The following is a 13,483-nucleotide window of genomic DNA, read 5'->3' as shown; positions in this document are numbered from 1 at the left end:
GCGTGGTGATGGATGGTGGTCGGCTAGTCGGATGTGGCCAGGTAGGTGGCGGTGAGGCCGTCGATGACGCCCTGGGGGTCGCAGTTGACCGCCGCGAGCGCGATCGTCACCTGGACGAGGTCCGGGGTGTCGCCGGTGAAGGTGATGTGCCAGCCGGTGACGCCGTCGTCGCGGATGTGGCTGACGCGGGCGATGCCGAAGTCCACGCCCGTGTCGGTGTGCACGCGCACCGCCAACTCGGGGTGCTCGTAGAGGCGCACGCCTTCGGCTCGGGCGGGGAAGGGGCGGAAGCCGAGGTCGCGCAGCGTCTCGTCGAGGCGCGAGAACGGGGTAGGCGGTCTGGGCGCGGTGGTGTCTGCGTCGGTCATGGTGGTTGCTCCTCGTCTGCGCGGGGCTCCCCGGCGAAGGCGGGGAGCCGCGGGTCGAGGCATGCAACGCCGACTCCGCCGCCGAGTTCAAGTCACCGGGTGGCGTCGAGAAGCGCCGCGAGCAGCGGACCGGTGACCGGGTCGGCCCAGGTGTCATCGACGGTGCGGACGGGCTCGGCCTCGCTGGGCCGTTGGGTGATGCGGTAGAAGCGCAGGTCGAGGTCGACGGTGTCGACGAACAGCATCTGCTCGGCGAGGTCGTTCTTGTTCTCCAGCACGTAGGTGAATCCCCAGCCGATGAGCCGGGTGTAGGGGTCGAGAGTTCCGGTGGTGATCAGCAGGGCTTGGCTGTGGGGCTGCCGGTAGGCGGTGATGAGGTCGGCGAGCACGCCGAGGGGGCCGCGCTGGTGAGCGAACCAATCAGCGGCCGGCACCGGGACGGGGCGCGCGGCCACCCGCCACCGGTCGATGGTGGCGGGGACCGGCTCCATCAGCAGGAAGAACAGCTCCGGCGGCCGGTGGAAGCCACGACCGGCCTGCTCGGCGGTGATGGCGGCCAGGACTTCCACAACCTGGGCGATGCTGTGCTGCGGGATGGCGTCGTCTTGCGTCACGGACGTTCTCCTTGACGAGAAGGACGCGCGCGCCGGTCGGCGCGCGCGGTGGTGCTAGCGGGCGAGGACGTTGACTTTCTGGCCGCCGAGCAGCGGCGCGTCGTCGGGTCCTTTGACGTGCGCGTTGATCCAGATCCGGTAGCGGTGTCCCTCGGAGTTGGTGAGGCGCCGCCAGTGCCCGCGCACGATCCACCGCACCGAGTACCGGCGGCCGGGGCCTGCGTCATCGGATTCGGAGATGGCCTTGGTGCGGCGGAGCATCACCACGCGGGTGATGTGCTGTACACCAGCGCGCTCGGCCCGGCGGCGGGTTCCCCGGTCGAGGTGGGGGTGTTCGACTGTCGCGAGGGGCTGGGACTGGATGCGCCAGAAGGAGTAGAGCAGGGCCATCAGGGCGCCGCTGGCGTGTCCGGCGTCGTCGATGACGACCGCCCCGTCCGGCCCGGTGTGCCAGTCGTAGTCGGCCTCATCGACATGGCCTGTCAGACCACGTTCGGGGACTGGCCGGTCGGCGGGCAGGTCGTCTATCTCGACAAGCAGGTACGGGCCGAACTGCCGGGCGAGGTCGGGGCGGGCGGCGAGGTCGGCGGCGAACGCGATGTTCTGCGGATCGTCGGCCGACCGGTCCGCCCAGCCGCACAGCAACCACGAGGTGCTGGTGTCGGTGCCGTAGCTCGACCAGGTGATCGCGCCGAGGGTTCGCAGCCGCCCGTCGGGCCGGCGCAGGCGGATCGGTTCGGGCAGGAACAGCACGCCGAACGGCTCGGGTGCCTCGTCGAATGCGACGATCTCGCCGGTTAGATCCAGGGCCGAGGCGGCTGCGGCGACGACGGCGGCCATGGCGGGGGCGAGGACGTACGCCTCGCCGTGCTCCCACGCCCCGACGACGCACCGGTCGATGGCGTCGATCGCGGCCGGGCTGAACGGAGCGCCGCTGGCTTCGGCGCTCAACTGCATGAACCCAGCCAGGTACTGGCGGCATCCGGGGTTGCGGGAGGCGTCGAGCATGGCGTGCTTGTCGTGCACGGCGGCGCGGGCGTACCCGGCGAGCGTGGACTCCTGGCGAAGGCTCATCGCGTCTCCCGGCGCTGGGTCGGGAGGGTGAGGTGGCAGGACACAGGTCTCTCCAGAGGTTGAGGACCTCGGGCCCGCCCGCGTCGGGCGTGCCCGAGGCGATGCGGCGCGCCGTGGCGCGGCCCGTGAGCACGGGCCGCGCCACGGCGCGTGGAACAAGGAAGTGGCCGAGCCGCCTCTGGGGTGCTCAGCCGGTGGCGTTGTCGGTGACGATCGCCGTCCAGATCGCGTCGAACTCCGCCGCCGTGATGGTCTGCGCGTCGAACTGGCTCTGCTCGGTGATTTCCTGCAGCGCGGGGATGGGCTTCTCTGCGAGGATGGTGGCGCCGGTGCTGGTGCCGGGCATGGCGTAGGTGCTGCGCCCGTCGGCGAACTGCTCGATCTTGCGGACCTCCATGCGGGTGTCCGTCTCGATCTCTGAGTAGATCGTCACGGGCTGGTCGTCGTGGTCGTGGTTCCAGCGGGTCTTGAGGTACTGCATCGGATCCCTTTCGGCGCAGCGTGACGGGCACGCGCAGGCGCGTGCCCGGACACGGGGAAGGTGGCCGGCCGCAGGATGGCGCGGCCGGGGGGAATGAAACATCGACTTCGCCGGCGAACTCAAGGCTTCCCGGCGACCAAGATCGCCGGGCGGATTGGGCGGTGCCCGCCGGCTGGGCCGAGGCCGGGCAGTCAGGTCATGTCTCCTCGTTGGTGGTCGCGGTGTCGCCGGGTCGCCGCCGGCCGGACGCGGGGGTGGCGCCGGCCCGGCGGCTGGTCAGCGGTTGGCGAGGGCGGCGATGGCCGCGCGGGTGATGATCGGGCCGGCTTGGCTGGCATCGGCGAGGAGCGCGACTTGGGCGCCGCGCATCGGGTGGGACATCTCGGGTCCGATCCACAGCAGGCCGCAGCCGGATTGGGCGAGGGCGTCGAGGTTGCGCTGGCCTTCGACGTCGTCGCGGTGGAAGAAGTGCCCGTCGGTGATCATGACGAGCAGGCGGGCGGCGTGCCCGGCGGTCGACAGCCCGAGGGCGTGGTCGAGGGCGTTGACGGTGAGTGTGAAGTGCCGGGTGGAGGATTCACCGACGAGCTCACGGACCTTGGGGTCGCGATGCCGGCCAGGCCGGGTCAGTGCCCTGGCTTCTGAGCCGAAGGTGGTGGAGGCGGACTGGCCTCCCGGCAGGGCTCCGACGGCCCGGTTGAAGACCCAGGCGATGGACGCTGCGGGGCCGAAGAACGGGTTCATGCTGCCGGAGACGTCGATGGTGATCCCGACCAGCAGTGGCGGGTTCGGGAACGACTGCTGGGAGGTGGTTTTCCAGGGGGTGGCGGTCGGGATCTGCCCGAGGTGGCGCTGCACCTGTTCGGCCATCGCCTCCCGGGGGATCAGCCTTCCGGGTGGTGTGGCCGAGGCGGAGTGGGTGACGATCGGTTCGCGGCGCGCGGCGGTCCGCAGCGCGCGGGTGAGCCGGTTGACGTCGATGATCTCTTGCGAGGTCGGTTCGCGTTCGGCGCCGCGCTGTGCGCGCGGGAGCTTCGCGCCGCGCTTGCCGAACACTTTCTCCGCCGCGGCTTTCTTGCCTTTCTGCTGGCTGAGTTCCTGGGCTCGTTCGTCGGCGCGTTTCTGCGCGTCGGCCAGGGCCTGTTTCGCCGCGGTGATGGTCGCGGTGACCTCGCTGGCGATGCCGGCCATGACGCCTGCGACCGCCGCGGTCAGGGTCGCAGCTCCCGTGGCCGGCAGCGGGTAGCGGATCTCGGGGTGCAGGCCCAGGACGCGGCACCAGCGCCGCCCCCATTCGCGCATGGCGCGGCTGTCGGCGTCAGCGGTGCGCAGCGCCCGCCGCCAGATCTTCTCGAGGCGGCGCAGCCTGCGGCGGCCGAGGACCCGGGTGATGGCGGCGCGCACCGGGGCGACCTCGTACGCGGTGAGGATGCCCGCGTCGGCCCGGGCGAGGACCAGCGCGGCGATGGTCGCCGCCGCGGGCACGCTGTCGGGGGCGCGCAGGTCGGCGATGTCGAGTTTCAGGGACGCCGCGCGCAGCCACTGCCGGTCGGTGGGGGTGGTCGCCAGGCGGCGGCCTTCGATGCGGGCCTCGTCCAGCAGGATCGACATCTCGGCGGCGACCTGTGCCAGGGGGTCGGGGCTCCAGCGGGTGTGCTCGGCGTGGGCGATCTCGTGCGTGAGCAGGCCCCAGGCGACCGGGTACAGGTCGCGGCTAGCCGGGTCGGCCGGGTCGAGGAGGCTGGGGTCGACACCGACGTAGGCGGCGTCGACCTCGATCACGCCGTCGTCGAAAGTGATGCAGGCCGGTGCTCCGCCTCCGGCGCCCGGGGTGACGATCACGGTCAGGTCACCTCGGCCGGTGATGGCCTGGACCTGTGTGGTCCAGGCCGCCGACATCGCCGCCCACGCGGGCGCGATCGGCGGGTGGCTGCTGCCCGGCTGTATCGGGGTGAGGGTGGTGTGCTTGTTCAAGGGTCTCTCCTGGAAGGGAAAGATCCCCGCCGGCGGGTGCCGGCGGGGATCGGTGAAAGGGGTGGTTACGGCAGGCGAGGCACTCGGGCCGTCGCGGTCAGGGCGCGCAGAGCGTCAGCAGGCTTTGCAGGGCGGCTACGACGTGGGTTTCGATCTGCCTGGCGGCCGGCTGGTTGATGACGGTGGTGGTGACGGACTGTTCGCCGCGGATGCGCCGCACGTCGTGCAGGCGTCCGTCGACGTCGAGGGCGGCGGCGGCGCGCAGCTCGCGCTCAGCCATGGGCGGGACGGCGCGAAGGTCGCCGTACTCATAGCCCTCGAACGGCCTGCCGGCCAGGTACTCGTCGAGGTAGGCGACCGCGAGGAGGCTGTGCCCGGCAGGCCGTTCCCACTCGGTGATCCAGTAGCTGCCGGCGTCGCTGGCGAAGAACGCGACGATCAACCTGAAGGCCACCGGTGTGGGCAGGTCGAGGCCGGGCCGGTCGGGGTCGGGTGTCGACCACAGCGGGCCGGGGATGGGCAGCTCGGCGGCGAGGACCGGGCCACCCGCGGCGGGGGCGAACAGGCCCCAGACACTCGGCCAGGCGTCCCAGCCGGAATCGGCTTCGGCACGGGCTTCAAGCTCGGCGAGGGCGGCGGTGAGGGCGCCGATCGTGGTGGCGGGCAACAACGAGGTCTCTCCTTCTGGGTGGGAACCGGTGACGGGAAGCCGCGGCAGGCCGCAGGCGAGGGCCGGTGTTGGATGGGCGGGCGAGCCGCTCACAGCTGCTTGCCCAGGGTCAGTGTTGTCTGCTTTACGCCGGGAAGGTGCTTTTTGAGTGCGGCGCGGACCGCGTCGCGGTCTTCCTCCGGGGCGGTGCCGATCAGGTTGGCGACGGCGACGTCGAGGCCGAGTTCGGCGGCGATGGCCTTGGCGCCCAGCAGCTCACGGAGCTGCGGTGCCCAGCCGATCTCCTCGCGGACGACCTGCTCCCACAGGTCGCGGGCCGCTTTGACGATGCCCGCCGGGACGTGGAGCTGGCGTGCGGCGAGGTCGTAGTCGGTGGTGACCTGCAGCTGCAGCGAGAATCGGGAGGCCAGGGCGTCGGACAAGACGGCGCCGTGGACGTTGGGGTTGTGGCCGCCGACCGTGTAGAAGCCGGGCTCGGCCTTCACGATCCGTCCGCCGTTGGCCTTGAGGACGATCTCGCCCCGGCCGTCCATCGCCGGGTACACCGCGGCCAGCACGCGCGGGGACACCAGCGTGCAGTCGTCGAGGAAGAACACCGCGCCGGTGAGCATCGCCCGCACCAGCGGCCCGTCGAGCCACACGTAGCCGCCGGCGCCGTCGGGCGCGTACTCGCCCAGCAGGTCGCCGACGGTGGTGTCGCCGTCACCGGCCACGGTGAACAGCTCGGTCCCGAACGCCGCTTCCACCAGGCTCGTCTTGCCGGTGCCGGGCGGGCCGTAGAGCAGGGCGGCGATGCCCGCCGCGCGGAGCTGGCGCAAGACGTCGACGTCGCGGCGGCCGGCCAGATCGCGGGGGAAGTACGGGGTGCCGCTGGGGCGCAGGACCGGGCCGGCGCTGAACGTCGGCGGCGGTGCCGCGGTCACCGGCGGCATCTGCCCGGAGCCGGTGTGCTGGTAGGCCCCGCCGGTCAGTGTCGCCCGGCCTTTCCTGACCAGGGTCGCCAGCGCGTTGTTGATCGCCGCGCTGGAGCGGCCCTTCAGGTCGGGATGGGCATAGATCTCGCGGGGCTGCCACTGGCGGTCGGGCTGGGAGGCCAGGACGTGTTCGATCATGGCGCGCAGCTCGCCGGAGCCGAGCTTGACCTGGCCGTTTTGGTTCCTGCCGGGCTGGCGGCGGGCCGGTTGCGGCCGGGCCGTGCGGGCCGGGGCGGATTGGAAGGTAGGGGCGAGCATGGGTGGTGGCCTCCGTGGGAGGCTCCGCGAACACAGGCTGGGGCCCCGCCGTGCGGCGGGGCCCAGGGCCCGGCCGCGGAGCGGTCAGTGGTTCGGTGGGTAAATGTGTCGAGGAACTGTTCCGCCCGCGACGTGCGCGAGGGCAGACGGAGTGCTTGCGAATCGGCCGACCCGGACGCGGGGCGCGGGCGGCGTTACCGCCAGGGGCGTTGCGGGTCGTGGAGGGCGGCCAGGGTGCTCAGTGGCGGCAGCGCGAGTGGCTGGGGACCCGAGGTGATCGTGACCTCGTTCGTGGTGGTGCCGGCCGTGGTGTTGATCTGGTAGAGGTCGCCGTCGGCGTCGAGCGCGTAGACGTGGCGGATGCCGTCGGCGTCGTCGTGGATCACGCCCCAGACCAGGGTCCGCGCGCCGGAGGGCGCGCCCTCCGGCGCGGGAAGTCCTCGCAGTTGGTCGCGGACTTCCAGGAGGGCGTCGACCAGGCCGCATTGCTCGATGAGCGCCCGCAGGGAGATCATCACCGGGGAGGCGTGCCAGGTCTCGGGTGTATCGGCGGGCCAGACGCGCAGGCCCACCAGCACGGGGACCGCGCACCGGGGGTCGGTGTGACTGGCGGCGAGCAGGCGTGTCAGGTGGCCGGCGATGAGGCTGGTCAGCCCATGGTTGATCAACGAGTGCTCCGGGTGTGGCAGTAGGTGGTCAAGGCGAGTCCTCTCGGTGATCCGGATCAGGCCGGGCTGGACAGGACGACGACCTGGTCGCAGTCCGTGCAGCGCAGGTGGTGTTCGACGAGGCCGTTGGCGCGGATCAGGGTGTGCAGGTCGCGGGTGCCGGTGGTACCGCAGTTGTCGCAGTCCCATTCCGGCTCGCCGGTCTCGCCGTCGGGCCAGCAGCTGAACAGGGCGCCGGGCCGACGGGTCCCGCGCGGGCAGCCGCCTCGGTGGCAGTGGCGGTCGGCGACGAGGGTTTCGGCGCGGATCGCCGGTTGTTCATACAACGCGGATCCAGCCGGCCAGCGGCACTGAGGGTCGTGGTCTTCCCCGATGGGCTGACCGCACCAGACGCACGTCATGGGGCAGTCGCACTCGCAGGCCCCTGCCGGACCCGGCGGCTCCGGAGTGGTGAGGTCCGGGCAGTCGCAGCTGGTGACCGGCGGCCGGGTGCCGGCGTCGACCGTCCAGTCGTGGAACGTGCCGAGACGGACGAGCCCGTCCGGATCGGGGGCCAGGCGGGTCACGGTCGCCGCCGCCATGGGCTGGCCGCCGGCGCCGATGCGGGGCTGGAGGACCTCGACGTCGCCGTCGCGGGTGACGCGGACGGTGGCGGTCGCGGGGTGGTCGAAGGGCGTGAGGATCCGGTCGAGGTCGGCGGCGATCTGGCGTACGACGGTGAGGGGGAACGCCGGGTCGCACAGTTCGCCCGGTTCGCCGGCGGCGTCCACGAGCGCCGGATACAGCAACTCCGGCAGCTCCTCGAGATGCACCAGCACCGGCCGCAGAACGGTCGCCTGGGTGGTAAAGCCGAACGCGGACGCGCCGTCCCCGACATCCAGGACCAGCCAACGCGCCCCGTCGGCGAGCGCGGCCGTGGCGTCGGCGAGGAGGGTGTGGGGCATCGGGATCGGCGTGGTGCCGACCGCCAGTGCCGGGCCGTGCGCGGCGCGGTGGTGGTCGTGTCCGGGGCCGTGGCCTGCAGCTGTGACCGAGGGGGTCGCGTCGTCGTAGGCGGGGCACAGGGCGGGCAGGAGTCGGATCCCGTCGACGGCGTGCAGGGCCAGGCGGTGTCCTGACGGCCAGCCCGCGGCCTCGCCGGCAGTCATCAGCGCGCCGGGGGTCGCGGTCGCCGCGACCAGGACCGCGATCGCGTCGGGCAGGGGGAAGTGCAACTGGTGTGTCATGGCTGCTCCTTCAGAGACAGGAACGCCCCGTGACGCGGGTCGCGTCCGGGGCGAGGTGGCGGGCTGGGGCTGGTGGGGCGGGCTCATCGGGAACGGGGGCCGGGCCACACGCCGGGCGGGTCGGGGCTGGTGAACCCGACGATGGGATCGGTCCCGGTGGTGTCGATGTCGAGGGTGGTGCAGTTCCAGACGAGGGCGATGTAGAGCTGCTTGGTCAGCTCGACCGGCTTGTGGTCAGCGACCCCGTTGATGAGCATCGGCATCTCAGCCCACAGCGGCAGGACGATGTTGGCGATGCCGGGCCGGGCAGCGGCTGGCGCGACCGCGACCGCCGGGGCGGCAGCGCGGCGGTGGTAGGGGTTGCCTCGTCCGCTGGAGGCCAGCCGCGCCGGTGCCGTGCCGCGCCGCAGGATCAGCGCGGGTCCGTCCAGGGGCCGGCCGGCGGGGTCGCGGTGGCGGGCGGAGAGGATGGCGTGCTCGGTGACGTCGTGGACGTCTGCGAGCACGAAGCGGTGGATGTGTGAGCTCATGCGGGCTGTTCCTTGTCGTAGAGGTGCGGGAACGCGAGTTCGGGCTCAAGCAGCCAGTGGCCGATCAGTTCGGCGGCTGCGGTGGAGGTGCCGTGCTGGGCTGTGGCGAGGGCTGTGGCGCGTTCGTCGTCGCTGCGCCAGGCCGCAGCCCGCTGCGGGTCGACGATCGTCAGTCGCGGTGCAAGGACGCGGTGGCCGTCGCAGAACACGGCGACGGCGGAGACGACGTCGGCTGAGTCGGGGTCCTGGAAGCACACGACCTCCACCTCGGCGGGCGGGGTGGTGAGGCTGTCGGCGTAGAGGTTGGCGACCCGGCGGATGAACTCCACGTCGCGGCGGTCGGCCTTCGGCGGCAGGCGCAGTGTCGTGACCGCGCCGCTGGGCAGCGGCAGCGTGTGGGTGCGCCGGTCGGGTGTTCCGCTGCGGGCCGGCGGCGTCACGCCGTGCAGCGCGAGGACGGCGGTGACCGCCCGGCGGGTGTGCTGCTGGTATTGGGCGATCGTGCTGGGCTTCAGCTTCCCGGCCGCGGTTCCGGCAAAGGTGTTCAGCATTGCCTCGACGTCAAGCGCTCGCAGGTCGGTGGCCTGCCAGCCTGCGCCGATCGCGTGGGCGAAAGCGGTGCGGCAGGCGGTGGCGCCTTGGCCGGCGAGTGCGGCTGACACCGCCTGCGATGTCTGCTGGTAGGCCCAGAAGTCGACTGCCCCCTGGCAGGTGCGGGTGGGGATGGGCGGTGAGGACATGCTCTTCTCCCTTGATGTGTGGGTTGTGGTCGGGTCAGTTCTGGTCGAGGACGGTCTGGCAGGCGGCGGTGATCGCGTCGCAGAACGCGCCGTCGAAGCCGTCGAGAAGCGCGTCGAGGAGCGCGTCGCGTTGGAACGCGCCGAGTTCCGCCCACGGGCCGGCCAGGTGCTCGGCGTGCTCGATGTAGGCGCCGACGAGAGCTCCGTTGGCGTGGGAGGAGTCGTCGCGGTCCATCGGGCAGCCGGGTAGCGCGTCGAGGACGGCCGGGTCGCTGTCGTCGATGCCGGTCAGCACCCGGCGCGCGGTGGCTTGGACGTCGCCGGAGGCTGAGCCGCCGATGGTGTGCTGGGCCCAGCCGGCGGCGACGTTGGCCGCGCCGGCCCGCCCGACCTCGCGCATCACGACCACCGCGTCGTACAGCCGGCGCGCCTGCTCCAGCCCGGGTATCAGGTCGTGGCAGGCGTCGGCGACCTGCTCGGCGGTCAGCAGCACCGCCGGGGTGTCGGCGGTCCAGGAGCCGCCGAGCGGGCGGGGCAGGATCGCTGTGCCCGCCGCGCGGTCGACGGCGGCGACCACCCGCAAGGCGTGGCCCGCGCCCAGGACCCAGACGACGCCAACCCGGTCGCAGGAGTCGATCACCGCCATGCGGCCGGGGGCCAGGGCCGCCAACGCGAGGTGGATGTGGTCGAGAGGGTAGCCGTCGAGGGCGGGGTGCACGGCGGTGATCCCGGCCGGGGTGACCCATTCACGGATCGGCCCGCAGGGCTGCGACAGGCGCCTGCCGGCGGTGGTCTCGTCGAGCGGCCAGGTGCTGTGCGTGACGAACGGGCCGTTGACGGTGCCGGCGTAGACCGTCACGGACGCGGCAGCCGGGTCGAGCAGGTACAGCCACTCGACGCCGACGTCCTCCCCACCGGGGTAGGCCGCTTCCAGCAGCCCCCAGCCCCGCGAGACGTGCTCACGCACGACCGGTGCGGGCATGATCTCGTCGAAGGTTCCGACGCCGGGCATCCCGTCGGCCGGGCCGAAGTCGGCGTCCGGGTCGAGCCTGCCCCAGTCAGCCGACAACAGCAGCCGGCCGAGGGCCGCGGGGTCGCTGGCGCACGTGGTGCGCCAGATGCGCCGCAGCAGCGGGATCGTCAGTTCGGGCTCGTCGCAGTAGCCGAGCCAGCGCCCGGAATAGGTGCCGTCGGGGTGGGCGACACCGAGCAGAGTCAGCATGTCCATACAGGGGTTCCTTCTTTCTGTTCGCGATGACCTCCCCGGTGATCCGGGAAGGCGGTCTGGGCCGCGACCGGGCACCACCGGGGCTCCATGCCCAGTGGGCTCGTCCCTGTCGCGGCGGCGATCCTTGTTGGCGAGATGGCCGGACACGCCAGACGGCGCACCGGTGACTGGGGTTCGCCGGGTGGCGGTGCCGCGCGGCGGCCGGAAGGACACCTCGACTTCGCCGCGCGAGCAAGTGCGCGATTAGCGGCGCCACCGCTGTGGCGGCCTGGCCTGGCCTACCCGAGCGGCACAGGGTTGCCGGCGATGAGTTCCGCTAGGGGCCCGGCGAGCAGGTCACATACCTCGGCGACCTGGCTCGGGGTGACCAGTACCGCTGGCGGGTCGGTGTGCCAGGCTCCGCCGAGCGGACGGGGCAGCTCCGCGGTGCAGGCTTCCTCGTCGATGTCCGCGCGGAGCCGGATGAGGTGACCGGCGCCGATCACCCAGACGCAGCACCCGGCTTCGCCGCACTCGTCGATCGCGTCGATGACGGCCATGCGGCCTGGCGCCAGAACGGACAGCGCCAGATGCACCTCGGCGAGTGTCCGCCCCGCCAGGCCGGGATGAACCTCGGCGAGGTGACTGGCTGGTACCCACTGGTGTATCGGGTAGCTCGGCTGGAGCGTGGCCCGTTCCTCATCGACGACAGCGACGGCACCGAGATGGTGCCGGCTGTACGGCTCCCAGCCCCGAAACGATGGCTGCTCGTACACCTCGACCACATCGGCGCCAGGACGCAGCAGGTACAGCCACTCGAAGTCCAGGAAGGACCCGTCGTAGGAGACCAGTTTCTCGGTGCCGTACTCCAGAGTCGCCTCGACCGGGTCTGGGCCTTCGCCGTCGGGTCTTCCTGCCCCGGGCACCTCATGCTCGAAGTCGTACTGGGCGGTCACGTCGGGGTTGAGGGTGCTCCAGTTGCGGCCGAGCAGAACCTTGGCCAGTTCGGCGGTGTCCTGGCCGCAGGTACGGGTCCACATGTTCTGGATTGCGGGCAGGACCTGGCTGGGCTGGATGTCGTGCCGGAGCAGGCGTGCCCGGTATCCGGTGCCGCCGGCGATGCCGATCAGCGCGAACGGGGGCAGGGGTTCAGAACCCATGATGAGTTTCCTTTCTTGGAGGGTGATGTCCTCGCGTGTGCACGAGGAGCGCCCGGACCTGAAGCCGGGCAGGCAGTGGTACCGCGGATCCGGGCAGCTGTCATCGGCGTGCGACGATGAGCTGGCCGGCTGCCCGTCTGGGCGCGGCAGGAAGTGAGGCGAGACGTTGCCGTACAACAAGCTGCCGGATGTCCGGGAACGGCACGCGGCGGCCGTCGCAGAGATCGAAGCCGGAACCAGCCCGGAACTGGGCCTGGTCTACACGCCGCTGTCGCTGGCCGATATCCCCCCGCTCACCAATGAGATCGGCGAGCTCCGCAGGTTGTACCTGACGGCGAGAGCACATCTGCGCGAGCTACTCGGCGACGACGCTGTCCGCGCCCTCGGCCTGGGCCTGACCAACCCAGAAGGACTTCCGCCGAAGGAGTAGGCGCTCCTATGGCGCCGTCAGGGCCGGAGTGGCGCTCCGTGGGCCGCATGCCAGGCGATGGGCTCGACCGGCTGGCCGGAGACACGGACCTCGTAGTGCAGGTGCGGGCCGGAGGAGTTGCCGCTGGTGCCGGTGACGCCGATGACCTGCCCGGCGGTCACCTTCTGGCCGACGGCGACGGCTGGACGGGTGAGCATGTGGCAATAGCGGGTGCGGATGCCCGCGCCGTGGTCGATGTCGACGTAGTACCCGCACCCCGAGACCGCCGGTGAGCCGTCGACATCGCAGCTGTAGGGCCGCCCGCCGAGATGGGCGTTGCACTCGGCAACCACGACCATCCCTTCGGCTGCGGCCCTGATCGGCGTGTTCTTCGGCGAGCCGAGGTCCACACCGTCGTGGCTGGGCCGCTCGGCCGTGTGGAATCCGGAGGTGACCGGGTCGCCGACGGGTGCGATCCAGCCCTGCGGGCCGACCGCGCCGCCGCACGCGCCGAGCGCGCCGGACAGGCCGGTCAGGGCCGTGACCAGCTCAGCCGCCGCAGCCTCGTGCTGTGCGTATGCCTCGGGAAACGCCGAGATCTGTACCTTCTGGGCGGCGACCGTCAGCGGCAGGCTCTGCCAGCCTTCGACCTTGAGGAGCTTGTCGTAGAACTTGCCGCTGGCATAGGCCGGGTCCATGATCTGCGCCGGGGTGCCCCAGCCCGTCGACGGCCTCTGCTGGAACAAGCCCAGGCTGTCGTGGTCGTTGGCGGGCCCGAGGTGGCCGAGATTGCGCAGCCTCGACTCCTGCATGCTCGTCGCCAGGGCGATTACCCAGCCGCGGGTCGGGACCTGCATGCGCACGCCGACGGAGACGATGGTCGCGGCGTTGGTCACCTGCTCGCTGCTCCACGGGCCGAACGCCGGCCACACCCCACCCGTCGGCGCGAGCGTCGGCGTCGCCCCCGCGGGGCTGGCCGACGGCGACGGGCTGCCGCTCGGGCTCACCGGGACGGGCGCGCACAGGGCGCCGCCGCCCGCACCGCCCATGAGCGCACCGGCTAGACCGGAGCACACCACGATCACCAGCAGCACGCCGGCGGCGATGAACGCCAGCGCCTTGCCGGTCAT

15 protein-coding genes are annotated in these 13,483 nt (G+C 72.0%); 1 reads left to right on the top strand and 14 read right to left on the bottom strand.

Annotated elements, in window-relative coordinates; translation table 11 throughout:
* Positions 1–23 precede the first annotated feature (23 nt).
* The 13 genes from A3G1_RS0124035 to A3G1_RS0123975 form a co-directional block, all read right to left on the bottom strand.
* Entirely contained in the window at positions 24–368 is a 345-nt protein-coding gene (locus tag A3G1_RS0124035) for a hypothetical protein (RefSeq protein ID WP_018352052.1), read from the bottom strand.
* Positions 369–460: 92 nt separating this feature from the next.
* Positions 461–982, bottom strand: coding sequence for a hypothetical protein (locus tag A3G1_RS0124030; RefSeq protein ID WP_018352051.1), 522 nt, complete (start codon positions 980–982; stop codon positions 461–463).
* Positions 983–1,036: 54 nt separating this feature from the next.
* Positions 1,037–2,056 (bottom strand): hypothetical protein, encoded by a 1,020-nt coding sequence (locus A3G1_RS0124025; RefSeq protein ID WP_018352050.1) that lies wholly within the window; start codon positions 2,054–2,056, stop codon positions 1,037–1,039.
* A 187-nt stretch (positions 2,057–2,243) separates the two neighbouring features.
* Entirely contained in the window at positions 2,244–2,537 is a 294-nt protein-coding gene (locus A3G1_RS0124020; RefSeq protein WP_018352049.1) for a DUF6881 domain-containing protein, read from the bottom strand.
* Between the two features lie 276 nt (positions 2,538–2,813).
* Positions 2,814–4,511, bottom strand: coding sequence for a hypothetical protein (locus A3G1_RS0124015; RefSeq protein ID WP_018352048.1), 1,698 nt, complete (start codon positions 4,509–4,511; stop codon positions 2,814–2,816).
* Positions 4,512–4,608: 97 nt separating this feature from the next.
* Positions 4,609–5,181 carry a hypothetical protein gene (locus A3G1_RS0124010; protein ID WP_157641358.1) on the bottom strand — a complete coding sequence of 191 codons (573 nt, stop codon included), beginning with the start codon at positions 5,179–5,181 and terminating at the stop codon, positions 4,609–4,611.
* Positions 5,182–5,270: 89 nt separating this feature from the next.
* On the bottom strand, positions 5,271–6,413 hold the full coding sequence (locus tag A3G1_RS0124005; RefSeq protein WP_018352046.1) for an AAA family ATPase: 1,143 nt from the start codon (positions 6,411–6,413) through the stop codon (positions 5,271–5,273).
* A gap of 194 nt (positions 6,414–6,607) precedes the next feature.
* A complete protein-coding gene (locus A3G1_RS0124000; RefSeq protein ID WP_018352045.1) occupies positions 6,608–7,081 on the bottom strand; it encodes a hypothetical protein in 474 nt (157 codons plus the stop codon).
* A 56-nt stretch (positions 7,082–7,137) separates the two neighbouring features.
* Positions 7,138–8,307: a hypothetical protein gene (locus tag A3G1_RS0123995; RefSeq protein WP_018352044.1), complete on the bottom strand. Its 1,170-nt coding sequence runs from the start codon at positions 8,305–8,307 to the stop codon at positions 7,138–7,140.
* An 83-nt stretch (positions 8,308–8,390) separates the two neighbouring features.
* Positions 8,391–8,837, bottom strand: a complete 447-nt coding sequence (locus A3G1_RS0123990; protein ID WP_018352043.1) for a hypothetical protein — start codon at positions 8,835–8,837, stop codon at positions 8,391–8,393.
* On the bottom strand, positions 8,834–9,577 hold the full coding sequence (locus A3G1_RS0123985; protein WP_018352042.1) for a hypothetical protein: 744 nt from the start codon (positions 9,575–9,577) through the stop codon (positions 8,834–8,836). Before A3G1_RS0123985 ends, A3G1_RS0123990 begins: the two co-directional genes overlap by 4 nt.
* 34 nt (positions 9,578–9,611) lie before the next feature.
* The gene (locus A3G1_RS41895) at positions 9,612–10,805 is read right to left on the bottom strand and encodes a hypothetical protein (RefSeq protein WP_018352041.1); all 1,194 of its coding nucleotides are present in this window, start codon (positions 10,803–10,805) and stop codon (positions 9,612–9,614) included.
* Positions 10,806–11,083: 278 nt separating this feature from the next.
* Entirely contained in the window at positions 11,084–11,944 is an 861-nt protein-coding gene (locus A3G1_RS0123975; RefSeq protein WP_018352040.1) for a hypothetical protein, read from the bottom strand.
* Positions 11,945–12,110: 166 nt separating this feature from the next.
* On the opposite strand from A3G1_RS0123975, the gene A3G1_RS0123965 reads away from it, so the two are divergent.
* Positions 12,111–12,374 carry a hypothetical protein gene (locus A3G1_RS0123965; protein WP_018352038.1) on the top strand — a complete coding sequence of 88 codons (264 nt, stop codon included), beginning with the start codon at positions 12,111–12,113 and terminating at the stop codon, positions 12,372–12,374.
* A gap of 17 nt (positions 12,375–12,391) precedes the next feature.
* Here A3G1_RS0123965 and A3G1_RS0123960 read toward each other — a convergent pair whose 3' ends face one another.
* A complete protein-coding gene (locus tag A3G1_RS0123960; protein WP_018352037.1) occupies positions 12,392–13,483 on the bottom strand; it encodes a M23 family metallopeptidase in 1,092 nt (363 codons plus the stop codon).

The organism is Longispora albida DSM 44784 (assembly GCF_000379825.1).
Classification (GTDB): Bacteria; Actinomycetota; Actinomycetes; order Mycobacteriales; family Micromonosporaceae; genus Longispora; species Longispora albida.
Note: the sequence above shows the minus strand (reverse complement) of the source record. Positions and strands in the feature narration are given on the sequence as shown.

What these genes read in the sequence shown, in the direction of transcription:
- A3G1_RS0123995 (WP_018352044.1), bottom strand. Translation starts at nt 8,307, where the DNA reads ATGACACACCAGTTGCACTTCCCCCTGCCCGACGCGATCGCGGTCCTG.
- A3G1_RS0123960 (WP_018352037.1), bottom strand. Translation starts at nt 13,483, where the DNA reads ATGACCGGCAAGGCGCTGGCGTTCATCGCCGCCGGCGTGCTGCTGGTG.
- A3G1_RS41895 (WP_018352041.1), bottom strand. Translation starts at nt 10,805, where the DNA reads ATGGACATGCTGACTCTGCTCGGTGTCGCCCACCCCGACGGCACCTAT.
- A3G1_RS0123985 (WP_018352042.1), bottom strand. Translation starts at nt 9,577, where the DNA reads ATGTCCTCACCGCCCATCCCCACCCGCACCTGCCAGGGGGCAGTCGAC.
- A3G1_RS0124005 (WP_018352046.1), bottom strand. Translation starts at nt 6,413, where the DNA reads ATGCTCGCCCCTACCTTCCAATCCGCCCCGGCCCGCACGGCCCGGCCG.
- A3G1_RS0124035 (WP_018352052.1), bottom strand. Translation starts at nt 368, where the DNA reads ATGACCGACGCAGACACCACCGCGCCCAGACCGCCTACCCCGTTCTCG.
- A3G1_RS0123990 (WP_018352043.1), bottom strand. Translation starts at nt 8,837, where the DNA reads ATGAGCTCACACATCCACCGCTTCGTGCTCGCAGACGTCCACGACGTC.
- A3G1_RS0124020 (WP_018352049.1), bottom strand. Translation starts at nt 2,537, where the DNA reads ATGCAGTACCTCAAGACCCGCTGGAACCACGACCACGACGACCAGCCC.
- A3G1_RS0123975 (WP_018352040.1), bottom strand. Translation starts at nt 11,944, where the DNA reads ATGGGTTCTGAACCCCTGCCCCCGTTCGCGCTGATCGGCATCGCCGGC.
- A3G1_RS0124025 (WP_018352050.1), bottom strand. Translation starts at nt 2,056, where the DNA reads ATGAGCCTTCGCCAGGAGTCCACGCTCGCCGGGTACGCCCGCGCCGCC.